At 59.7% G+C, this 24,549-nt stretch carries 16 protein-coding genes; 15 read left to right on the top strand and 1 reads right to left on the bottom strand.

The annotated features are described in order from the left end of the window. Window positions 1-187: 187 nt before the first annotated feature. The gene (locus BLO49_RS12075; protein WP_090648834.1) at window positions 188-1,828 is read right to left on the bottom strand and encodes a sodium:solute symporter family transporter; all 1,641 of its coding nucleotides are present in this window, start codon (window positions 1,826-1,828) and stop codon (window positions 188-190) included. A 555-nt stretch (window positions 1,829-2,383) separates the two neighbouring features. On the opposite strand from BLO49_RS12075, the gene BLO49_RS12070 reads away from it, so the two are divergent. From BLO49_RS12070 to yghU, 15 genes are all read left to right on the top strand, one after another. Then, window positions 2,384-3,901: a glycoside hydrolase family 30 protein gene (locus BLO49_RS12070; RefSeq protein ID WP_220083735.1), complete on the top strand. Its 1,518-nt coding sequence runs from the start codon at window positions 2,384-2,386 to the stop codon at window positions 3,899-3,901. Between the two features lie 63 nt (window positions 3,902-3,964). Continuing rightward, complete coding sequence (locus BLO49_RS12065) at window positions 3,965-4,747, top strand: FadR/GntR family transcriptional regulator (protein WP_090648832.1); 783 nt, start codon at window positions 3,965-3,967, stop codon at window positions 4,745-4,747. 222 nt (window positions 4,748-4,969) lie between these two features. After that, window positions 4,970-6,832 (top strand): glycoside hydrolase family 35 protein, encoded by a 1,863-nt coding sequence (locus BLO49_RS12060; protein ID WP_090648829.1) that lies wholly within the window; start codon window positions 4,970-4,972, stop codon window positions 6,830-6,832. A 403-nt stretch (window positions 6,833-7,235) separates the two neighbouring features. Further along, window positions 7,236-9,974 (top strand): TonB-dependent receptor, encoded by a 2,739-nt coding sequence (locus BLO49_RS12055; RefSeq protein ID WP_245679006.1) that lies wholly within the window; start codon window positions 7,236-7,238, stop codon window positions 9,972-9,974. Window positions 9,975-10,125: 151 nt separating this feature from the next. Then, window positions 10,126-11,286 carry a cellulase family glycosylhydrolase gene (locus tag BLO49_RS12050; protein ID WP_245679005.1) on the top strand — a complete coding sequence of 387 codons (1,161 nt, stop codon included), beginning with the start codon at window positions 10,126-10,128 and terminating at the stop codon, window positions 11,284-11,286. Window positions 11,287-11,436: 150 nt separating this feature from the next. Further along, window positions 11,437-13,938, top strand: coding sequence for a PAS domain S-box protein (locus BLO49_RS18625; RefSeq protein ID WP_170828321.1), 2,502 nt, complete (start codon window positions 11,437-11,439; stop codon window positions 13,936-13,938). 111 nt (window positions 13,939-14,049) lie between these two features. Next, window positions 14,050-16,260 (top strand): hypothetical protein, encoded by a 2,211-nt coding sequence (locus BLO49_RS12040; protein WP_090648822.1) that lies wholly within the window; start codon window positions 14,050-14,052, stop codon window positions 16,258-16,260. 106 nt (window positions 16,261-16,366) lie between these two features. Continuing rightward, window positions 16,367-16,660, top strand: a complete 294-nt coding sequence (locus tag BLO49_RS12035; protein ID WP_090648819.1) for a hypothetical protein — start codon at window positions 16,367-16,369, stop codon at window positions 16,658-16,660. Window positions 16,661-16,759: 99 nt separating this feature from the next. Then, window positions 16,760-17,476: a hypothetical protein gene (locus tag BLO49_RS12030; RefSeq protein ID WP_245679004.1), complete on the top strand. Its 717-nt coding sequence runs from the start codon at window positions 16,760-16,762 to the stop codon at window positions 17,474-17,476. Then, window positions 17,476-19,143 carry a hypothetical protein gene (locus BLO49_RS12025; RefSeq protein ID WP_090648814.1) on the top strand — a complete coding sequence of 556 codons (1,668 nt, stop codon included), beginning with the start codon at window positions 17,476-17,478 and terminating at the stop codon, window positions 19,141-19,143. The genes BLO49_RS12030 and BLO49_RS12025 overlap by 1 nt, the downstream gene beginning before the upstream one ends. Beyond that, window positions 19,130-20,083, top strand: coding sequence for an AAA family ATPase (locus BLO49_RS12020; protein WP_090648812.1), 954 nt, complete (start codon window positions 19,130-19,132; stop codon window positions 20,081-20,083). The genes BLO49_RS12025 and BLO49_RS12020 overlap by 14 nt, the downstream gene beginning before the upstream one ends. After that, entirely contained in the window at window positions 20,083-21,399 is a 1,317-nt protein-coding gene (locus BLO49_RS12015) for a DUF58 domain-containing protein (protein ID WP_090648809.1), read from the top strand. Before BLO49_RS12020 ends, BLO49_RS12015 begins: the two co-directional genes overlap by 1 nt. 189 nt (window positions 21,400-21,588) lie before the next feature. Further along, window positions 21,589-22,608: a stage II sporulation protein M gene (locus BLO49_RS12010; protein WP_090648806.1), complete on the top strand. Its 1,020-nt coding sequence runs from the start codon at window positions 21,589-21,591 to the stop codon at window positions 22,606-22,608. Then, window positions 22,608-23,525, top strand: a complete 918-nt coding sequence (locus BLO49_RS12005) for an RDD family protein (protein ID WP_090648803.1) — start codon at window positions 22,608-22,610, stop codon at window positions 23,523-23,525. Before BLO49_RS12010 ends, BLO49_RS12005 begins: the two co-directional genes overlap by 1 nt. Before the next feature lie 75 nt (window positions 23,526-23,600). Beyond that, window positions 23,601-24,479: a glutathione-dependent disulfide-bond oxidoreductase gene (yghU, locus tag BLO49_RS12000; protein ID WP_090648801.1), complete on the top strand. Its 879-nt coding sequence runs from the start codon at window positions 23,601-23,603 to the stop codon at window positions 24,477-24,479. Window positions 24,480-24,549 lie beyond the last annotated feature (70 nt).

Genomic DNA, 24,549 nt, shown 5'->3' with positions numbered 1-24,549 from the left:
ACCCGTGTCCTGGGTTGTGCCCATTGAATTGTGTATCCGTTCAACTGGATGTGGTCATTTTAAGTATGATTTTATAAATTTTAAAAAGCGCGATTTCATAGGTAATTTCAATAAAATTGTTTTCAATTTCACTTTTAACATCAATTAATATGATTTATATGGCGTCCGTTGCCCATCCGACCATTTATCACCATAGAACGACATAAATGATCGTCAGCACAATCAGAACGCCGGCGGCAGCGATATTGAAGGCGCGCGTGGTGCGAAAGTCTATGCGGGTCAAATCAACGACCGCTTCTGAAGAGGGCTCCCTCGTCATCAGCGAGACGCCGATACAGGTGAGCAATGAGATCCAGAATACCCAGCCGACCCGATTGATAAACGGCATGTCGGGTATATGCGCGATGATCCATGCGGGGAAGGCGCCCTCAATCTCCGGGTGCTGATGGAGATGGGCGGCGCCGTAAAAGGCGCACGACATGATAAAACCTGTGGCGATCGCTGAAAACGCGCCGGCCGTCGTGCAGCGTTTCCAGCACATGCCGAGCGCGAAGATCACCACTATGCCCGGCGCGAAAAACCCTGTCAGGCTCTGACCAAACTGGAAGACCTGATCGAAATTGCCGAGTAGAGGTTTGGCAACCAGGATGGCAATCGCCAGAGCGCCGACCGAGGTAATCCGCCCGATGGATACCAGTGTTTGATCCGAAAGCGCGGGGAAGGCCGGCTTGACGATATCCATGGTGAAGATGGTGGCGATCGAATTGATCTTTGAGGCCGAAGAGGCGACGATGGCCGCCGCGAGGGCAGCGAAAACAAGGCCGAGACAGCCAGGTGGCAACAGGGTCATCATGGTCGGGTAGGCCTGATCGGAACGGGTGATGTCAGGGGCCAGGACGAGGGCGGCCATGCCGGGCAGGACAACGATCACCGGCATCAGCAGTTTGAGATAGGCGGCGAAGGCGATGCCCTTTTGCGCCTCCGGCAGGGACTTCCCCGCCAGGGCGCGCTGGATGATGTACTGATTGAATCCCCAGTAGGACAGGTTCATGATCCACATGCCGCCGACCAGGACGGCGATGCCGGGCAGATCCTTGTAGTGCGGACTGGTTTTGGGCAGGATCATGTGGAAATGGTCGGGGAAGCGCGTCATCAGGACACGAAAGCCGTTGGCAATGCCTGATGGCGAAGCCTGGCCGCCGATCTGGCTCAGCGTGACCGCCAGAATGGTCAGGCCGCCCAGGGTCAGCAGCGACACCTGAACCACATCGGTCAGGGCGACAGCTTTCAGGCCGCCGGAAAACTGATAGGCCAGGGCAAAACATCCCAGCAGGATCAGGGCCAGCATCGGGTCCATGCCGGTGACGGTGGTGACCGCCGTTCCGCCAAGCCACAGTATGGCGGTGAGATTGATCAGGATATACTGGCCGAGCCAGAATATGGCCATCAGATAACGAACACTGGGGCCGAAGCGCCGGGCGAGGAAGCCTGGCATGGTGAGGCTGCCCGTGCTGAAAAATACGGGCAGCACGAACTTGCCGACCAGCAGCAGGGTGGCGGCCGACATCCATTCGTAGGAGGCGACCGCCAGGCCGATGCGAAAACCGGAACCGGACATGCCGATGATCTGCTCGGCCGAGATATTGGCGGCGATCAGGGAGGCGCCTATGGCCCACCAGGGCAACTGGTTGCCGGCAAAGAAATAGCCCTTCGGGCTGGCCCGGACATTGGCGCTGCGATTTGAAACAAATTGCGCCAGGCTGAAAATGGCAAGCGCATAGATGAGGGTGATGGCGATATCGAGGGGAGATAGAAAATTCGAAGTCATCGCATCCCGCCTGTGCCGAACGGGTCTTTGATACGCTTCGGCGCACCCGGACCCCGTTCGTAATTCATTGCCAGAGGCAGGTCCATACACTTCGATCTTTTGGGCGGAGGCAATGGTGACAACGAAATGTTGCGACATTTAATCGCATTAATGTACGCGGCAATCCGGATGTCAACAGGGCTCAATTTCATGCCTTGCAAGACTTTGGTGTTTAGGCGTAGGCGTTGTATTCAATTTTTTTTGTTATGCGTCAATAAGCAGGGGCGAGATGCGCCTTTTAATGATCGTACAATTTTGCTTGCGTTGAAAAATAAGTATGATTTAATTGCGGTGGGCTGTAGGCTGGTTATGTGGCTGGTGCGCGTTTGGTGCCGGTTTCCGCCTAAGGTTCCAGAAAGGTTCAGTCTCCCTGGTCCCTTCTTAACTCGACCGCTGTCGCCTGGGTCATTGCTGTGTACTGTCTTGCCTGACCGACCACCCCTTGTTGGCTAAGCGAGGCTGTACACGGCTTTTTTCCTCACTAAAGTATCCGACCGTGCCATGGAAGGAGGGCGTATGCCTCGCGGGATCAGGAGCGAAGTAAGGGGCTGGGTATATGGACTGGCCAGCCTGCTTGTCGCGATGCTTGGTCCGTTACCGGCCGTTGCGGCCGCGCCTTCAGTAACAAGCCAGGCCGTGACGGTCAGCATCGTTCCGCGCTGGACCGAACCCGGCAAGCCCTTTGAGGGCTGGGGCACGGCCCTGGCCTGGTTTGCCAATGTGACGGGGAAGCTGCCGTCGGCGCAGCGAGAGCAACTGGCGGATTTGCTTTACGGGCCGGACGGCCTGAAGTTCAATATTGCCCGTTATAATATCGGTGGTGGCAATGCGCCAGAAACGGAACCCTATCTGCGGCTGGGGGCCGGTATTCCAGGCTTCTGGCGCCGGCCGGCCGGTGCCACCGGTACTGACTGGTGGAATCCCGATGAGGCGTCGCAGTGGGACTGGTCGGCGGATGCGGGGCAGCGTTGGTGGCTGGATGCCATCCGGGTGCGGTTGCCGGCACGGGAGCAAATCTTCGAGGCATTTTCCAATTCGCCGCCTTATTTCATGACGGTAAGCGGGCGGGTTTCCGGCAATGCCAGCGGCCTTGATGACAATCTGCGACCCGGTTACGAAGATAAATTCACCGACTATCTGGTTCGGGTGACGCTGGAACTGGAAAAGCGGCACCATATCCATTTCCGCACCCTGTCGCCGGTCAACGAGCCCAATACGCCCTACTGGTATGCCGCCAATACGCAGGAGGGAGCGCACTGGTCGCCGGCCCGGCAGTCCCTGATCTTGAAGGCGGTCCGCAAAGCCTTGCGCGCGCAGAAATCGGACACGCAGATTTCCGGCATTGACGAGACCAATGCGCAAACCTTTGTGCAGGACTGGGCGGGGCTGGACGATGCAGCCAGGGCCACGATCGATCAGATCAATGCACACAGCTACGACACGACCGGCAAGACGGCGGTGCGCGATATCGCGCGGATGACCGGCAAGCGTCTGTGGATGTCGGAGGTGGATCTGTCGCCGCCCAATGTGACGCAGGATTTCGACGATATGCGCCCGGCCATTGCTCTGGGCGAGCAGATCGTCAGCGATATCAACCGTATGCAGCCGGTGGCGTGGGTATTGTGGCAGGCGGTTGAGCGCCAGACGATGGAGCCGGGCGAGGGATCGAACTGGGGGCTGATCAAGATGGATTATACCAATCCGACAGACCCGAAGATCAATATTACCTCGAAATACGGCGCCATGGCCAACTTCTCCCGCTATATCCGGCCGGGGGATCGGTTCCTGCCGGTGGATGATACGGATACGGTTGTGGCGGTCCGACCGGATGGCCAGTCGTTCGTGGTTGTCCATGTCAATCCGGGGCTTTATGAGCGCCGCCTGGATATAGACTTCCCCGGTCTGAAAGCGGGCTATCGCGTCACCAGGATTGTGACGGACCAGACGCATCGGGCGGTATTGGCCGGCGGGACAGAGGGACTTTTGGCGCCGCCCTTGTCGGTGACCACCTTTATTGTGACGGCTCGGTCTTAACTCCCGTCTTGCACCGGAAGGCGGCCTCGCTCATAAAGCAGAGGCATGGGAGCGGTATGAAGCATGATTGAGAACGGAAATGGTCCCGAACAGGAGGGGGCTGGTGATACGACCTATGAAGAAGCGGTCTCTCATGGGCGCCTGCATGGCACCCTTGCCCATCGGCTGGCCGTCGATATCTTGAATGGTGTCTACAGGCCGGGGGATGCCCTGCCATTCCAGCTCGATTCCAGCGAGGCGCTGAATATTTCCCGCACGCCTTACCGCGAAGCCTTGAAAATTCTGGCCGCCAAGGGTTTTGTCGATAGCCGGCCCAAGCGCGGCACGCGCGTGCGCGAACGCACGAACTGGAATCTGCTCGATCCGGAAGTCATGGGCTGGATGTTCGAGACCACGCCGACGGAGGACTTTATCCACGGCCTGTTTGAACTGCGCCTGATCAATGAACCGGCGGCGGCGGAACTGGCGGCCGAGCGCCGCACGGCGGAAGAGGTCGAGCGTATGCGTCATGCCCTGGAGGTGATGCGCGTGGAGACCCTGGCCACCGAAACCGGCCGTTTGGCGGACATCGATTTTCACAAGACTTTGCTGATTGCCACCCGCAACGAGGTTTTGATCTCGCTCAACAGTTCGATTGCCGCGGCCATTGCCTGGTCTACCCGTCTGAAATCGACGGACCCCAAGGATTCGCGCAGCAGTTGGCAGGACCATGCGCGCGTATTTGAGGCCATCGAGGCTGGGGACGGCCGGGCGGCGCGCTGGTCAATGGAGACTCTGGTGCGTCTGGCGCTGGAAGACACCCGCCGGTCGCAAAAGCGGCGTGAGGCCGAAGGCGAAGCGCGATAATCTGATAATAAATCATATTTTATAATTGCTGTATTTTTATTGTGTGATAATTCATAGGCGCGGCCGCTTATGGAATGGCCTGTCATCTGTGGAAGTTACGCATTTCTCAGTATGTCAGGTTGCGCTTTCTGAAGATTCCTTCCAGGCGGCGAATAAATTAATCGCACTAAATGTGAGTGTCGGGCGTATTTATGAGTGCGCGGCCTGACCCAGGAGGAACGAATGAGCCAGATGAAGCAGACGCGCCGGAATTTCCTGACATCGGTGGGCGGCGTCGGCGCCGTGATTGCCCTGTCCGGTGCGGCCGGCGCAAAGACCGCGTCGCGTTTTACGGTGGCGAATGACCAGTTCATGCTCGATGGCAAGCCGTTCCAGATCCTGGCGGGCGAAATGCACTATCCGCGCATTGCCCGCGAATACTGGCGCGATCGCCTGCGCAAGCTGAAATCCCTGGGGCTCAATACCCTGACCACCTATGTCTTCTGGAATGCTCATGAAACATCGCCGGGTGTCTATGATTTCAGCGGCAATCTCGATATTGCAGCCTATATCAGGCTTGCTCAGGAAGAGGGACTGTGGGTGAACCTGCGGCCCGGCCCTTATGTCTGCGCCGAATGGGACGGTGGCGGCCTGCCCGCCTGGCTGTTCCCGGAAGAAAGCGGTATCGCCCGCACCAGCGATCCCAAATTTGTCGGACCAATGAAGGCCTGGTTCAAGCGCCTCGGCCAGGAACTGGTGCCACTGCTGATCGATAATGGCGGGCCGATCATTCTCACCCAGATCGAAAACGAATACGGCGCTTTCGGCGCGGATCACGACTATATGCGCCAGGTCATGGAGGCCGAGCGCGACGCCGGGTTTACGGGCCTGCTTTACACGGCGGATCCGTCGCAGTTTGTCGCCAATGGCTCTTTGCCCGGCATCGTCGCCGGCATCAATTTCGGCACCAATTACAAGGCGGAAGAGGAGTTCGCGGCGCGCGCCAAGGTGCGCAGCGACGGACCTTTCTTCAATTCCGAGCTTTGGGGCGGTTGGTTTGACGCCTTCGGCGATCTACACGCGACCATGGAGATTCCGCCCCTTATCGACAGCCTGAAATGGATGCTCGACCGCAAGATGTCGATCAGTTTTTACATGCTGCATGGCGGTACATCGTTCGGCTGGTATGCCGGCGCCAACTGGGATTCCAAAGGCTACAGCGCGGATATTTCCAGCTATGACTACGACGCCATTCTGGATGAAGCCGGCCGGCCAACGCCCAAATATGCGGCGGTCAAGGCCCTGTTCCAGAATTATTTGCCGGCGGAAGCTTTTGCGCCCCTGCCGCCAGCCGAGGTGCCGGTTACGGTGCCACGTTTTCGCCTGACGGAAGCGGCGCCCCTGGAGTCGCTGCTCGGTAAGCCGGTGCATCAGTCGTCACCGAAATCGCTTGATGCCTTGGGCCAGATGCACGGCCTGATGGTCTATCGTCACCGCGCGGAAAAGCCCTTATCGGGCGTGCTGAAATTCGATGATGTCCGTGACTACGCCCTGGTGCGGGTAAATGGGATCACGGTGGCAACGCTCGACCGCCGCCTGAAGGAAACCTCTGTGGCGATCGATGTGCCGCAGGGTGGTGTGCTGGAGCTTTGGGTCGATACCCACGGCCATTGCAATTACGGCAAAAACATCGGTCGCGACCAGAAGGGCCTGATCGGGCAGGCCATGTTGAATGGTGCGCCACTTAGCGGCTGGGAGCAGGCGGGCGTCACCTTCGATGATATATCGGGTCTGACGTTTGCCGCGAAACCGGTGGCCGGGCCGGCCTTCTATCGCGGCACCTTCAATGTGACGGCGGATGGCGCTGTGCCGGGCTTTACTTTCCTGGATATGCGCGGCTGGGGCAAGGGCTATGTCTTCGTCAACGGGCATAATCTCGGCCGTTACTGGTCGGTCGGTCCTCAGCGCGCTATGTTCGTGCCGGGGCCTTGGCTAAAGTCGGGCGTTAATGAAGTGGTCGTGCTGGACCTGCGTGAGGCGGGCGAGCGCACCCTGGCGGGCGGACCGAATGAAATCTGGGACCTGCCGGGACTGGTGAAGGCATAGTTGCCTGCGGGCTTCATGCCGCATTTTGGAATACTGACTACATTGTGCAATAGGGATTGAAAATAATCGGCTTTAAAGAGTCGATTATTTTCAAAATGGTGTGATTAAATTTTACCTCGCTACGAGGCGTGGTTTGCCTCTGTTGTCTGTCGTGGGTGGGTAAGAGGTGGCACCTTTTAAAATATCTTAATATAATCAATAAATTGAATAATTTACGCGATTTTATATAGCCTTTTAATGCTTGGGGCGGGTATCGCGTTGTTGCATATTTGTTACGTCGCGGCCTCATTAGTCATTCTATATAAATCTGATTTGATAATAAAATCATATTGTCGTACAAATGCCCTCAACCGGCGCCGTGACGCCGACAGAAGAAACAGGAGGGAACTTTATGAAGTCCAAAATGAGATTACTCGCGTCTGCGTCCATCGTGCTGATGATGGCCGGCGGCGCCGCGTTTGCCCAGGAGGCGTCCCAAGGGACGGTTGCGGCCAGCACCGATCAGACGGCTACCGAAAAAGCCAAGGATAAGGACGATTCGACCGTCATCGTGGTCAAGGGCTATCGCGCCAGTCTGCGCTCCGCTCAACAAATCAAGCGCCGGTCTGATTCGATCATCGACGCCGTCGTGGCCGAAGATATCGGCAAGCTGCCGGACGTGAACGCGGCCGAATCGCTGGCGCGCCTGCCGGGCGTTCAGATCACGCATGGCAGTGACGAAGGCAGCGGCGTGCTGGTGCGCGGCCTGCCGGATGTGGCGACGACCGTCAACGGCCGCGATATTTCAACCGCCGAACTGCGTCGCGTTCAGATGCAGGATTTCCCGTCCGGTGCTCTGGCCGGCATGGAAGTCTACAAGTCCGGCACGGCTGACCTGTTGGAACCGGGCCTCGCCGGCCTGATCAATGTCCGCACACGCCGCCCGTTTGATTTCAAGGGCTTTGAAATCGATGGCGCCATCCGTGAGACCTATAACGACCAAAACGGCAAGTACAACACCAACGGCAACGTCCTGATTACTGACCGGTGGAATACCGGCGCCGGTGAAATGGGCGCCCTGCTGAACCTCTCCTATACGGAGCAGGATTTCCGTAATGCCGTGCGTTGGGCGGATGGCTATATCGGATCGGCCGACGTTAATGGCCAGACGATCCGGTTCCCCAATTCCGTCGGTGTCTATATGGATACCGGTCACCGCTGGCGGCCCTCCGCCAACGCCACCCTGCAATGGCGCCCGAATGACCAGGTCGAGGTTTATGCCGACCTGCTCTGGCAGGCCTACCGGGCTGAACATGCCAACGACTGGGCGCAGGCGCCTCTTTGGAACGGCACCAAGAGCAATGTCGTGCTTCAGGATGGAACGGACCAGGTCCTCAGTATGACCAATACCGGTGGCGATCCGATCCTGTTCTACCGCTCGACCGGTTTTGACCGCACCGACACGCAGCAGATCGCGGTGGGCGGCAGCTTCACCAGCGGCAAGCTGAAGCTCTCGACCGACCTGGCCTATACCAACAGCCTCTATTCGAACTCTTCGTGGAGCCTCGACTCGGCGATCAACAAGTCCTATCCGATCAACGTCAATTTTGTGTCTGATGGCGGTACGGCCTGGAATGCCGTCGGCATGGATGTGTCGGATGCCAGCAATTATATCTGGCGTGGTTACTACGAAAGTATCTACAAGGTGGGCGGCAATGGCATCCAGTGGCGGGGAGATGCCGTCTATGACACCGAATGGGGCATTTTCAAGCAGTTGAAGGCCGGCCTGCGCTATTCGGATCGCAATGCCTTCTATGAAGCCAATGACCGCTACGCCTGGGTGCTGCCGCTCGCCATTCCGTTCGATTCCATTCCGGTGGGCGAACTCTCGCTGACGCAGGATACCTTCCGCGGCGGCGATCAGGGTTTCCGGAGCTATTTGCAGCCGTCACGGGCGGGCATTGTCGATAACCGCCAGGCGCTCCTGTCGGTGACCCGCGACGCGCTCGCACAACTGGTGGCGCTCAATCCCACGGACCAGGGCTGGAAAAACACGCAGACCCAATGGCAACCCGACCTGATGCCCTACAATCCCTATCGCGGCTTTACCGCGAAGGAAGCGACCCGCACCGGCTATATCCAGGGGCGGTATGAAACCCATTTCTTCAAGTCCGAGGTCGATGGCAATATCGGTGTGCGCATCGTCAATACGATGGGCAAATACAGCGGTGTTTCCAGTGTCACCTGGGATGGCGTGACCACGGCGGTTCCCCATACCATCAGCCAAAACTATACCGATGTACTGCCTAATGTCAGTATGCGCCTGCGTCCGAATGACCAGATGCAGATTCGACTGGGCATTACCAAGACGCGGACACGCCCTGATTTTGGCCAGCTCAATCCGGCGCTGAACATTTCACAGTATGTTCCAAACGGCACGCCCGTCCCCAATGCGGCGGATGCCTATGGTTCTGCCGGTAACCCGGACCTGAAGCCGCTGACTTCGACAAACTACGATGTTACCTGGGAATACTATCCGTCGGGCAATACGTCGGCGAGCGTGGCTGTATTCTACCACGACCTGTTTGGCTTCATTAACAACTATACCAGCCGGGTGAATGATCCTACCTACGGTGTTCTTGAAGTGTCCCGTCCTGAAAATGCCGGCGCCGGTAAGATCAAGGGGATAGAAATTGCCGGCCAGACCTTCTTCGACTTCCTGCCGGGCGCATGGAATGGTATCGGCGTTCAGTCGAACCTGACCTATATCGATGCCTATAACGAACTGCCCGCGGCCTTGGGTGGCGCAGGCCAGATGGTAAAGATCCCTGGCGTGTCGAACTGGAGCTATAACCTGGCTGTCTTCTATGAAAAGGACAAGATTTCCACCCGTCTTTCGTATAACGGCCGTTCACGCTGGATTAATTCCTATGATAACCGCAGCGGTGGCTGGGAAGGCGAAGGTACGGAAGCGGTAAACCGTCTGGACTATTCGTTCAGCTATTCGCCGAACGATGCCTATACGCTTAACTTCGATGTCTCTAACATCCTGGCCAAGCCGTTCCATAACTTCCATGAGTACGAAGCGGGTAAGCGGTTCGTCCGCGATATCCGTGACGAAGGCCGCTACTATGGCCTGTCTGTCCGCTTCAAATATAACTGATGAATGAGGGGGCCGCGCCTTGCAGCCCTCTCATTACTGCTGGATTTCAAGTTCTTGGGGCCGGTCCGCACGGATTCGGCCCCATCGCCGTAACCAGGGCGAAATAAAAAATGGCTATCAAATAAGCCAATAGAATATCGGAGGAAGCACTGTGAATATTCTGTCTGCGAATCTGTTCCGCGTGGGCGTAACCTGTGCGGCTCTTCTGGCGCTTTCTTGCGTCCCCGCCTATGCCGAGACGGCGCGCTGGTCACCTACTGCAGCCAATGCGTGGTACGCGAAGCAGCGCTGGCTGGTGGGGTCCAACTTCCTGCCGACCGACGCCATCAACCAGTTCGAGATGTGGCAGGCCGATACCTTCAATCCGGCCGAGATCGACAAGGAGTTCGGTTACGCCGAAGGCATCGGCATGAACACCATGCGTATTTTCCTGCAGGACCAGCTATGGGCGCAGGAACCGGAAGGGTTCAAAAAGCGCATCAACATCGTGCTCGATCTGGCGGCCAAGCACCATATCAAGCCGATGCTCGTCCTGTTCGATTCCTGCTGGGACCCGAACCCGAAGCTGGGGCCGCAGCATCCGCCGATCCCTGGCGTGCACAATTCCGGCTGGGTGCAGTCGCCGGGTACGGCTGGGCTGATGGATGAGGCCGGCTGGGGCAAGTACGAATCCTACGTCAAGGGCATTGTCGGCGCCTTCGCCAGGGACGACCGTATCCTGGCCTGGGATGTGTGGAATGAGCCTGACAATCAGGGTGGCGGTAATTATCAGCAACTGGATGAGGCCACCAAGACGGCTCAGGTGGCCAAGCTGCTGCCGCAGGTCTTTGCCTGGGCGCGGACGGAAGACCCGATCCAGCCCCTGACCTCGGGCGTGTGGCACCATGACGACTGGTCGCCGAACGGCAGGCTGAACGCTGTCGAGCGTGTGCAGATCGACCAGTCGGACATCATCAGCTTCCACAGTTATGACTGGCCGGAACGCCTGGAAGAACGCATCAAATCGCTGCAACCCTATGGCCGCCCGTTGATCATGACCGAGTACATGGCGCGCGGCAACGGCTCGACGTTTGATTCGGCCCTGCCTATGGCTCGCAAATATAATGTCGGCGCTATCAACTGGGGCTTCGTGCTGGGCAAGAGCCAGACCAATCTGCCGTGGGATTCGTGGGAAAAGCCATACACGAAAAGCCAGCCGACCCTGTGGTTCCACGATATCTTCTATCCCGACGGCACGCCCTATCGCGCCGCCGAACCCGCCCAGATCAAGGCCATGACGACCGAAGCCGAAAAGGCCTTCAGGAAGAAATAGGGGAGGGCTTTCGCGGGAAGCTGTCTATGCGGGGACGGGCTCGGCGCCAGCCGTTCCGTCAATTAAACAGCTTTGGCTAGTTCCAACTGTTTTCTTATTTTATTCTTTGTACGCCAAAAGGCTTCCCGCACTCACTCGACGATCGGAACCGTGAATAACAAGCTCGAAAGTGAAGCGCTGCTGGCGCAGGCCCGCCTGGGGGCGATTGTCGAATCGTCCGAAGACGCCATTGTCGCCAAGACGCTGGATGGCGTTATCACCTCATGGAACGAGGCCGCCGCCAAGATTTTCGGCTATTCCGCTCAGGAGGCGATCGGCCAGCACATTACCCTGATCATTCCCGATGACCGCCGCTCCGAGGAAGACCTGATCATCGGCAAGATCAGGGCCGGCGAGCGCGTGCATCACTTTGAAACGGTCCGCCGACACAAGTCCGGGGCGGCCATCGATCTGTCGGTCACCGTATCCCCCATCCGCGGCCCGGATGGCCGGATTATCGGCGCTTCCAAGATTGCCCGTGACATTTCGGACAAAAAACGCGAGGCGGTTCGCCGCCAGGCGCTGATGCGGCTGACCGACGAAATCCGCGATGTGGAAGATGCTGACGAGATCGCCTTCTTGGCGGCCAGGCTCCTGGGTGAAACACTCAAGGTCAGCCGGGCGGGATATGGCGTGATCGACACGCTCAATGAGACGATTACCATCGAACGTGACTGGAATGCGCCCGGCATAAAAAGCCTGGCCGGCGTGCTGCATTTCCGCAACTACGGCTCCTATATCGAAAATCTGAAGCAGGGCGAAACCGTGGTATTCGCTGATGCCGAAACCGATCCGCGAACCGCGGCGACCGCGGACGCCCTGAAAGCAATCAGTGCGCAGTCCGTCGTCAATATGCCGGTCACCGAACGCGGACGCTTTGTTGCCCTGCTCTACCTCAATCACGAGACGGCGCGGGAATGGCCGGAGGAGGAACTGGCCTTTGTGCGCGAGGTGGCGGAGCGGACGCGCACCGCGACGGAACGCGCGCGTGTCACGGCGGAACTCAGGGCGCTCAATGCCCAACTGGAAGAGCGCGTCAGTGCGGCCCTGGCGGAACAGCGTATTCTGGCCGACATCCTGGAATCGACCGACGCCTTTGTTCAGGTAGCGGATATGGATCTGAACTGGCTGGCCATCAATCGGGCCGGTTCGGAAGAGTTCAGCCGCATTTTCGGAGTCACGCCGAAAGTCGGCGACAATATGCTGGCGGTTCTCAGCCATATACCTGAGCAGCAGGCGGCGGTGCGCGCGGTCTGGCGCCGGGCCCTGGACGGCGAAGCCTTCACAGAGGTATCCGAGTTCGGCGCCCCAGACAGGGAGCCGCGCCATTATGAAATGAAATTCAACCCCCTGTATGACGAGACGGGGCGCCAGATCGGCGCCTACCAGTTCGTCTTCGATGTGACCGAACGCATACGGGATCAGGTGCGCCTGCATGAGGCCGAGGAGCAACTGCGTCAGGCGCAGAAAATGGAGGCCGTAGGGCACCTGACCGGCGGTGTGGCGCACGATTTCAACAATATGCTGGCGGTCGTTTCCGGCTCGCTGGAACTTCTCGACCGCCGGACGGCCGTTGACGATCCGCGTGCCAAGGCACTGATTTCTTCGGCGCTTGAGGCGTCCAAACGGGCCGGCAACCTGACCCGGCGTTTGCTGGCCTTCTCGCGCCAGCAGCCGCTGAAGCCGGAAGTGACCGACCCCAACCGGCTGGTGGCCGGCATGTCTGACCTGTTCCGCCATTCCCTTGGCGCGGATGTCCAGTTGGAGACGGTGCTGTCAGGCGGCGTCTGGCGGATACACGTCGATCAGAACCAGTTGGAAAGCGTCCTGCTCAATCTGGCGGTCAATGCCCGCGACGCCATGGAAGGGGGCGGCCGTCTCACCATCGAGACTCAGAATGCGCATCTCGACAAACGCTATGTCGCCAGGGAACTGGGCATCACGCCCGGCCAGTATGTGATGATCGGCGTGACAGATACCGGCAGCGGCATGGCGCCCGATGTCCTGGCCAAGGCGTTCGATCCGTTCTTTACCACGAAGGAGGTTGGTAAGGGGACCGGCCTGGGGCTCAGCCAGGTCTATGGTTTCATCAAGCAGTCGGGCGGGCACACCAAGATCTATTCCGAGGTTGGTCACGGAACGAGTGTGAAGATATATTTGCCGCGCTATATGGGCGACGCCGTTGACGGAGGCGACGCCGACCGCCTGGCGGTTCTGCCGAACAATGATGGGCGGGAACTGATTCTGGTAGTCGATGACGAGGACCTGGTCCTGCAGTTCTCGGCCACGGCGCTGGCAGACCTGGGTTACCGAGTCCTCGAAGCCGGCAATGCCCAGGGCGCCCTGGCCACCCTGCTTGACCGGCCCGATGTGGACCTTTTGTTTACCGATATCGTCATGCCGGAAATGAACGGCCGCAAACTGGTCGATCTGGCGCGCGAAAAGCGTCCGGACCTGCCCGTGATCTACACGACCGGATATACGCGCAATGCGGTGGTCCACAATGGCATACTGGACAATGATGTCGAACTGATCGGCAAGCCCTTCACCCTGGAGGAGTTGGCCTTGCGTGTGCGTGACGTGCTGGACAGGGCCGCGCTGAAACGGCGATAGGCGCGCTGGCGAATTTATGTCGGGGCGGCGTCTGCCTGCCTTTGGGCGCATCGATATTTTACGGACATCGTCTTAGCCTCGCTCGATCCGAACGGGTTGGAGTTGACCAGAATGACCACGGTGGACCACAAGGCCAGTAAGCAAAATCCACACCCCGAAACGCCCGGTTTTACCCCGGAAACGCTGAATGCCCGTTTTGAAATTCTGGCGGCCAATGAGCCGGAAAGTCAATGGCCATTGGGCGATTATACGGTTTCCACCCACCATGGTCGGGACTCGCTCTGGGTGGTGGTTCGCAAGCCGGGCCAGGGCGGCATTGCCCTGCGCACCTATCCGATCATGGGCCAGAATATCATTGTCGAGGCCCATCGTCGTGAGGATGGCGGCGACTGGACAGTCGAGACCCATTCCGGTGTCTACCGCATCAGCCTGACATTTCGAGGTGACAATTTCCTGCGCATGACTTCGCGCCTTGTACCCTCGCATGACCTGCTGGTCGTCTTCTGGCCGCGCGATCTTTATGTGCTCGATGAAAACGATGATCCGCGCCAGGCAGAAGGCAGAGTGGAGGCCGGCCAGCGCGGTCTGAATGCCGGGCTTTGCTATCTGTGTTTGAAAAAGCCCGCGTTTGGCAGCGTCCTCTACATGCAGAATCTGACGGCGCTCAATCCCTTCTTTGTCGACACCAAAACCAAGCCCGACGGCGTGGTGGGGGGACAATGGCCGGAACTTGGCTATCAGCCGCCGGGATCACCCAATGGTGACTCGCCGCCGGTCGATCCGCTGAAAGCGGGGCAGGACTATGTGATTTCGGACGCCCTGATCAGCCTCCGGGATGATTGCGGAGCGAATGAGTTCGAGGTGGCGCGCAACTTCGTCGCGATGCTGGCGGATATCTATCCCCATCTCGATAAGCCCCAACCGGAATACCGCGACTGGATCTGGCGGGCCGACAAGACCCTGTTGGACCTCAAGACCTCACCGGATGTCACCCAGGTTCATGACGGCAGAACCTATATCCGGCCCTACGTCGCGGCCGAATATCCCGACAGCATGGTCCAGATGACGGTGCTGAAATCCCTGCGCGAATACGAAGCCTGGCGCGGGTGCCGTGATCCGTTTTCGGATAACCTGGCCGATGCCATGGAAGGGTTTTTCGACAATGAGCTGCGTACCCTGCGCCGCTACCTGCCGGATGTCGGTGACGACAAGGACCGTGACGCGGTCGATTCCTGGTATATCTACCATCCGCTGATGAACCTGGCGCGTCTGGCGCTTAAGGGCGAAGCCTGGGCCGATACCCTGTTTCGCAAATCGATCGCCTTTACCGTGAAGGCGGCGCACCATTTCAAATACAGGTGGCCGATTCAGTATGACCTGACGAACCTGAAGGTGATCGAAAAGGATCGCGGCGACGGGCTGGGCCAGACCGATGTCGGCGGCTTCTACGCCTATGTCATGCTGCTGGCGCACGAACTGACCCATGATGCCACCTATGTGGCTGAGGCCAGGGCGGCATTGAAAGCCCTGGAGAATAATCGCTTCGAACTGGTTTACCAGACCAATCTGACGGCCTGGGGCGCGCTCGCCTGCCTGCGGCTGTGGCAGATGGAGGACGATCCGCACTATCTCGACCAGGCCTATGTCTTCATCGCCGGCCTGATGCACAATTGCGAACTGTGGGCATCGAAGATCGGCTGGGCCGGTCATTACACCAACTTCTTCGGCGTCACATGCCTGCATGACGGTCCTTATATGGCGGCCTATGAAGCGTTCGAGGTGTTTGAGGCTTTCGACGAGGCGCTGAAGATTTCGGGCCCGGATCTGCCGGAGGCACTGAAGCTTCTGATGTGTGAATACCGGCGCTATGCGCTGGATGTGCTGTGGTCCTTCTATCCGGACTTACTGCCGGCTGAGAGCCTGTCCGATACTGTCCGCAATGGCCATATCGACCGGGCGCTTTCGCTGCCGCTGGAAGATATCTACGGCGACGGCAGTCCCGCCGGGCAGGTGGGACAGGAGGTCTATGGCGCCGGCAGTGCGTTCGTCCTGGCATCACGCGCCTACTTCGCCTGTGGCAACGCGCCCTTCCGGCTGTTCGCCGATTATCCGGCCAATATCGAGCCGAAGGATGGCTGTATCGGCATTCAGCTCAAGGGGCCGAAAGGATGTGTCGCGCGCCTCCGCCTGATCGCGCTCGATGATAAGGCCGGGCTGCCTGAAGTCTCAATTGAGAGGCTGGAAACAACGGACAGCGGCAACACATATGTCGAATACCGGCCGGCGGCCGATGCTGAAATCACGGTGCGCTGGACCGTATGACAGCGCCTGAGTTCACAGAAAAGCGAGACGCCGATTTCCGCATTGGTTCCTGATAGTAAACCGGGCAGTATGACGGGACACACAAAAATCAGACAGGGAGGTTCTGATGGCTCAATATCATGCGGTTGCGAACAGCCGGAACATTGGCCGCGGCATGGCCTTCACCATCCAGAGCGGCGTCCTGCGCCGGATGGATGTCCTCGATTTACATCTGGAAGAAGACGGAAAGGTTGAAGCCAGGATTGAGCATTTTGACCCGACCGGCCTGTGCATCAGCCTGAATGGTGCGACCTTCAAATGCCGCCCCTGGCGAATGGGGGATGCGGCGGTCAGGCGGCTGCCTGGCACGATTTCAAGCTGGACCATCGACCAGATACTGGAAGAGGCGGCGGACGCCTGACACGCTTAGCGCTTGACCCGGCCCCTGCTTGCGCCCTAAGGTCTAACCGTTACGGCGTGGGGGCGCCTGTAAGACGAACGGGACGGGGGATTGCAGGCTTTGACGCAGACCGGGGCAACAGACAGCGCCTCACGTGCCGTGGCGGGTGTCGGGCATGGCAGCGCCAATACGCCTGTCGATGCCGCCGAAGCGAAGCGCCTGATCGGGCAGGTCAATGGCAGTCACGACCTGCAAACCACCTTTACGGCCATGCCGAAGCCGGATTTGAAGGCGCTGGAATTCTGGAACCGGGTTTTCAAGAATATCGGAGAATTTTTCGAGAAGGTCGCCAGCGTCTTCAAGCCGCTGGCGCCTGTCATGCCCTATATTCTCGTGGCTCTGGCCTTGGCCCTGATCGCACTGCTGTTGTCCCCCTTCGTGCGCATGATGATTACGTCGCGGTTCCAGCGACTGTTCGCACGCGATCATCTGCGGGCCGATGCGCCCTGGCGGCCGACGCGGGAGGCGGTGGTGGCCCTGCTGGGTGATATCGATAAACTGGCGGCCGAAGGCAGCTATGACGAGGCGATTCACCTGCTGCTGGTGCGGTCTGTGGCGGATATCAACGCCTTCCGGCCGGACCTGGTGCGCAAACATTATTCGGCGCGCGATATCCGTTCGCATCCGCTGCTGCCGGAAGCAGCACGTCCGGCCTTCACCGAAATCGTGCGCTGCGTGGAAAAGAGTTATTTCGCCGGCATAGCCGCCACGCGGGCGGATTTTGACGCCTGCCGCGCCGCCTATACCGCCTTTGTAGCCGCCGAGGGGATTGCCTGATGGCCAAGCCCGCGGCAGTCAAAAAGACCTTGGGGCAACATATCGGAGCCCGGATCGGCAAGGCTTCCGGCTGGCTGCCGGCTGTGGCGGCCTTTCTCTGCCTGTGCCTGTTCGCGGCGGCGGCCATCACGCTCTTCGATGTCAATTCGGTGCCGAAAACGGGCCAGAAGGCCAATGCGACCGGCCTTTCGGCGCAGGGCACGGCGGGGCTGCGCCGCCTGCTGGAGGCGAGGGGGCATGAGGTCATTGTCAACCGCATGGAAGACGGCCCGCTGATCGAACATGGTGACCTGGAAATCATCACACTCGATGATGATGGCGGCACCCTGACCTATGCCTATCATTTCGACAGCGACGACACGTCGTCAGCCTCTTCGGCCAGTGTGTCTTCGGCCAGTGTGTCCTCGGCCGATGCCGCCTCGGAAAGCGCCGCTTCCGCAAGCGTCTCGGCCAGCGGTGATACGGATGACGAAACAGGCAACGGCGCGACGCAGATTCCCGATCCCCGACGATCGAAACACGTCCTGCGCCAGCCACTGGGCAAGGTGGTGCTGGTCGTGGCGCCGAAATGGAATGCCGGACCCGATCCGCGCAACCGCTACTGGGATCGCGGCCCGACTTTGGTTGCCGCCGCCAATGTGGTTGACAGCCTGGGTTTCCTGTCACCCGTGAGTGAAGTGCCGGCGCCGAAAGATGACAAACAGGCGGTGGCCAGAATAAAAGCCTCGCCGCCGGGGACGCAAACCGTACGCAATGGCGACAGTCTGGTGACCTTCGATTTGGTCTCGTACGTGTTGAAGCGCGATACACGGGCTTTGTCGGCTGCCGAGATGGAGGCGGCGGCCAATGGCCAGAAGGACCTGCCCCTGAAGCACCTGTGGACCTTCAAACCGACCGCTGAAGGTATCGCTTTTGCTGCGCCCGTTTCCGTGGGGGCGATCACCGGCCTGCAATCGATCACCGGGCCAAACCTCCAGCCGGTGCTGACCGGTCCCAATGGCGAGGCGGTGTTGTCGCGGGTGATCGTCACCAGAGGCCGCCCGCAACCGAAGGCGCCGATATACCTGCTCAGCGACCCCGACCTGCTCAACAATCAGATACTGGCCGATCCGCAGAAGGTGGTCGCGGCCCTGAACCTGATCGATACGATCAGCCCGCCCGCCAACAAACCCGGCCGGGTGATTTTCAACCTGACCTTCAACGGCATATCGACCGATCACGACCTGCTGCACGCCCTGAGCCGCCCGCCCTTTATCGCCGTGCCGCTGTGCCTGCTGATCGCCGGCCTTGGCCTGATGTGGGCGGCGTTTTCGCGCTTCGGCCCGGCCCGCGAGGCGCCGGTGGAGCCGCCCCTGGGGCGCGGCGTGAAAATTCTGGCCGACAATGCCGCCCGCCTGATGGCCATCACCCTGAAAGAGGTCCGGCTCGGCCCGGCCTATGCCGATCTGGTGCGCGATCAGGTTCTGAAGGACAAGGGGTACAGGCTGGGTGTCAATGCTGAAAGCCCGGACGATCTCGCCGAACGCCTGGGTCAGGCGCAAAAGACGACCGACTCCTTTATCGACCTCAAGGCCCGCGCGGCAAAGGTCATGACTGTACACCAGCTTATCGATATCACACTCAAGCTCCACGCCTGGAAGACGGAGATACAACGTGCTCATACCTGAAATCCAAGCTCTCGCGGCCCGGCTGCGCGGCGAGATCGGCAAGGTCATCATCGGCCAGACCGATACGGTCGACCTGATGCTGACGGCGCTTTTTTCCGGCGGCCATGTGCTGCTCGAAGGCCCGCCGGGCACGGCCAAGACGCTGCTGGCGCGCGTCTTCTGCCAAGCCTTAAGCCTGAAATTTGGCCGCATCCAGTTCACGCCGGACATGCTGCCAGGCGACGTGCTGGGCTCCAACCTGTTCAACTTCCAGACATCGAGCTTCACCCTGACCAAGGGGCCGATCTTCTGCGATTTGCTGCTGGCCGATGAAATCAACCGCACGCCGCCGAAGACCCAGGCCGCTCTGCTCGAAGCCATGCAGGAGCGCTCGGTGACGCTCGATGGCGTCAAACATGACCTGGGTTCGCATTTCACCGTCATCGCCACGCAGAACCCGATCGAGCAGCAGGGCACCTATCCGCTGCCCGAAGCGCAGCTCGATCGCTTCCTGTTCAAGCATGTGCTGGGCTATCCGTCGCTTGAGGAAGAAAAGCGCATTGTTGATACGGCGGGCAATGCGGCGGCCACCGATCCGGTGCTGGCCGGCGTCTCGGCCGTTCTCAGCGCGGCCTCACTGGCTGAGGCGATCCAGGTTGTGTCAAGCGTGAAGCTCAATGATGCCAATCTCAACTATATCGTCGCCCTGATCCGCGCCACCCGTGAAGCGCCGCAACTGTCGGTCGGGGCAAGCCCGCGCGCCGGTGCCCTGCTGGCGCGTGCCGCCCGTGCCAGGGCCGTGCTCGATGGTCGTGACTATGTGCTGCCGGACGATATCAAGGCGCTCTATCCCGCCACCATGCGCCACCGCGTCCTGCTGTCGCCTTCCGCCGAGATCGAGGGCGAGAGCGTCGATCGCGTATTGCAGGGGCTGCTTGAAAGAATTGAAATACCGCGCTGATGCCCATCTATCCCACACCGCGCCTGCTGACGATCCTGGCCCTGAGCGTGCTTGTTGCGCTCGGCGTGGGGATATTTGCGCCCGGTCTGTGGGCCTGGGTGCCGCTGGTGGCGGCCCTGCTGTTTGTCGCGGCCCTGCTGGACGGCATGTTCGCGCCTGTGGCCGCCGGGCTGGTCTTCACGATCAAGCCACCGGCCGTGCTCGGCGTCGGCCGGACGGTCGATGTGCCGTTCGAGGCGCGCTTCACAAAGTGGCGGCAACCGGCGATCATCGAACTGCGTCTCGGCCTGCATCGCCTGCTTCTGACCTCGACCTATGAACGCCGGCTGACGCGGCAGGACGGCGCGTTTCATGGTACGCTAAATCTGAAGGCGATGGCACGGGGGCGTGGCGATATCGAGGCCGCCTATATCCGCGGGCGGGGTTTCCTGGGCCTGGTTTACGTCCAGACGCGAGTGCCGCTCGATAGCGAAATCGTCGTGACGCCGGACCTCCAAGGCGTGGAGCAGGAGGCCGCCGACCTGTTCTCGCTCGATAATATCTACGGCGTACGGGTGCAGAACCAGCTTTATAACGGCTCGGAATATCATGCCCTGCGCGAATACGATGCCTCGCAGGATCACCGCCGCATCGACTGGCGGTCTTCGGCGCGGCATATGAAACTATTCTCCCGCGAGTATCAGGCCGAACGCAATCATCATATCGTGCTGGCCTATGATACCGGCCGCCTGATGGGGGAGCCGCTGGGCGGGCTGAAGCGTTTGGACCGCGCCATCTATGCCGGTCTGCTGCTGGGGTATACGGCGCTGAAGATCGGCGACAATGTCCGCACCTTCGCCTTTGCTTCCAAGCCCTATCACATTGCGCCGCCGATCTCCGGCACCAACGGGTTCGCCACACTGAAATACCAGTTGTCGGCGCTGGAGGATTCACCGGAGGAATCCAACCATACTTTGGCTCTGGCTGATCTGAATGCCAAGGTGGCTCGCCGTTCACTGATCATCCTGTTTTCCGATTTCATCGATGAAATCAGCGCCGACCTGATGTTAGAGAGCCTGAACCGCCTGTCGAAAAAGCATCTGGTATTGTTCGTCGCCTGCCGTGACGAGGTGGTCGAGGATCTGATGGCGAAAACACCGAACCAGGCTGAAGACGTGACGCGCGCCGTCTTTGCTCGCCGCCTGGCCAGCCAGCGCGAACGCGTCCTGACGCAACTGCGCCGTCAGGGCGTCGAGGTGCTGGAGACGCCGACCGAACAGATGGCAGCGGCGATTGTCAGCAAGTACCTGGCGCTGAAACGCGCCGATCGGCTGTAGGGGGAGTGATGCATAATCAGAAAGCAAGATACCCCACCACCAACGCGCAAGAGCGCGTCGGTCCCCCTCCCCATCAAAGATGGGGAGGTACAGGTCTTATACCTCCCCGGCTAAGCCGGGGAGGGGGACCACACGACGACGCGAAGCGGCTAGATGTGGTGGTGGGGTATCTTACTTTGGAGGCCAGCCATGACCGATGATGCCCCAAAGCCTGTTCTGCGCCTGAAAAGCCAGAAGTTCCGCGAGGCGCGGCAATCCGACTGGCGCGCGCTTTCAACCCAACTCGACAAGGTGGAAAGGCGCGGTCTTGGCAGTTTCTCCATCGATGAACTGCTGAACCTGCCGTTGCTGTATCGCTCAGCGATGTCGTCGCTTTCCATGGCGCAGTCGATCTCGCTCGACCGCAACATGATCACCTATCTGCAGGCCCTGTGCGTGCGCGCCTATGTCTATGTCTACGGACCGCAGACACGTTTCAAGGACGTGCTCTACAGCTTCTTCGTCCTGGGCTGGCCGCGCGCGGTGCGCAAACTGGGGGGCGAAATCGTCCTGGCCTTCGCCACCCTGGTGGCGGGCGCCATTGCCGGCTGGCTGATGTGCGCGCACGATTCCACCTGGTACAATGTCTTCCTGCCGGGTGAACAGGGCAGCCGCGGGCTCGACTCTTCGGCGGAAGACCTGCGCAAGACCATTGGCGGCAATCCGGAAAACCATGCCCTGTCGCCCTTTGCCGTCTTCCTGATGACGCATAATGTTGGCGTGGCGATCTCGACCTTCGCCTTTGGTGCGGTCTTCGGCCTGCCGACCTTCGCTCTGACGCTCTATACCGGAATTACGCTTGGCGCCATGGTGTGGCTGTTCGCGCAGCAGGGGCTGGGCTTTGAATTCGCCGCCTGGCTGACCATCCACGGCACGACGGAACTGTTCGCCCTGGTCATCGCCGCCGGCTGCGGCTTCCATATCGCCCGCCGGCTGATGTTCCCTGGTGACGTTACCCGCAAGCAGGCGCTGCGCGAAGCCGGTACCCTGACCGGCACGGCCATGATCGGTGTCGCTGTCATGCTGACGGTGGCCGGCTGCCTGGAAGGCATCGGCCGGCAGATGATCACCGATCCGTTTGCCCGCATCGGCATCGGCGCGGTCATGCTGACGATCTGGGGGCTTTACTATACCTCTGTCGGCCGCAGGAAACCGGGGGAGGGCGCCTGATGGCCAAAGCCGGCAAGCGAGACCTGGCCAGCGATGCGCCTTATGGCGAAATCGGCCGCACGGCCACGGAAATCCTCACGCCTGAGGGCGTGGTCCTGCCCTTTATCAATGCCACGTTCGGTGAGCGCGTCGGTGCCCTGCTGCTCGACTGGCTGATCATGATCCTGGCGCCGGTTGTCGTGGTCATCATCTGGCTGATCCTGCCGCTGGAGCATGTGTTTGATGGCGGCAAGAACAAGGCGCTGGGCTCGTTCGTGCTGATCGTGGCCATGCTCTTCCTGTTTTTCCTGCGTTCCGGCTATTTTATTATCTTCGAGATGGGCGCGCGCGCCGCGACCCCCGGCAAGCGGGTCATGAAGCTGCGGGTGATCTCGCATGACGGCGGCCGGCTGACCCCGGCGGCGGTTTTTACACGCAATGCCCTGCGTGAGGTCGAGCTGTACCTGCCGGTGACCTTGATCTTCGCCTGGTCGGCCAATCATTCGGCCGGCTCATGGTTGGCCTTCCTGTGGGCGTTGGCCCTGCTTCTTTTGCCCCTGTTCAACAAACAACATGCCCGGCTGGGGGATTTCCTGGCCGGGACGCGCGTCGTCCATATGCCGAAGGCATCCCTCAGTTACGACCTGGTCGATCTGGAAGGCGACCGTAATCTGGGTCTCAGCTTTACACCGGATCAACTGGCCTATGGCGAGATGGAACTGACCGTGCTGGAACAGGTGCTGCGCGAACGCAAACCGGCGGTGATGAAGGCGGTGGCTGCCCGGATCAAGGCGCGGATCAACTGGGTGGACCCGAAAATCGATCCGCCGGGTGACGAGACTTTTCTGCGGGCCTATTACGGTGCCCTGCGCGCGCACCTGGAAGCGAAGATGCTGCTTGGCCGCCGCCGCAAGGACAAGCACGACGCGCCTGTGTAAGAATAGGCCGGACCGGTTGCAAAGCCGCCAGCCGCGACCATATGAAGGCCATACAGTTACATATTGAGGTGCGCCATGGCCGACAATGATCCCGCCCAAAACCAGCCGACCGGCTATGTCGTGCCAAAGGTCTGGCAGTGGGGCAAAGGCAAAGGCAACGGCGGGCAGTTCGCCAATATTAACCGGCCTGTTTCCGGCGCGACGCATGACAGGGAATTGCCTGCGGGTAAGCATCCGCTCCAGCTCTATTCGCTGGGCACGCCCAATGGCATCAAGGTCACCATCATGCTGGAGGAACTGCTGGCCCTGGGCCATGCCGGCGCCGAATATGACGCTTGGCTGATCAATATCGGCGAAGGCGACCAGTTCGGCAGCGGTTTCGTCTCCATCAATCCCAACTCCAAGATTCCGGCTCTGGTAGATTATTCGACCGCGCCCTCAACGCGCCTGTTTGAAAGCGGCTCGATCCTGTTTTATCTGGCGGAAAAGTTCGGGGTCTTTTTACCGACTGAGCATCATAAACGCGCCGAAACGATGAACTGGCTGATGTGGCAGATGGGTTCCGCGCCGTTTGTCGGTGGCGGTTTCGGCCATTTCTATGCCTATGCGCCGTTCAAAATTGAATACGCCATCAACCGCTACGCCATGGAAACCAAGCGCCAGTTGCATGTGCTGGATACGCAGCTGGGCAAAAGCGAATTTGTAGCGGGCGATGACTACACCATCGCCGACATAGCCATCTATCCCTGGTATGGCGGCATTGTGAACAATGCCTATTCTGCCGCCGGATTCCTGTCGGTTGACGAATACACAAATATTCGCCGCTGGATGGACCGGCTTGAGGCGCGATCGGGCGTGCAGCGTGGCCGTCTGGTCAACCGCGCCACCGACGGCCTTAAGGAGCGCCATGACGCTGCCGATTTCGACGCCCTGCCAGGTCTGCAAACGACCTGATACAATCGGTCAGCATATTTCGCTTGCCTTTGCAGGTGCAGTTGGGTTTGGTTCGGCTCAAAGTTTTTGA

Origin of the sequence: Asticcacaulis taihuensis (assembly GCF_900100255.1) — a bacterium.
GTDB classification, from domain to species: domain Bacteria; phylum Pseudomonadota; class Alphaproteobacteria; order Caulobacterales; family Caulobacteraceae; genus Asticcacaulis; species Asticcacaulis taihuensis.
Note: the sequence above shows the minus strand (reverse complement) of the source record. Positions and strands in the feature narration are given on the sequence as shown.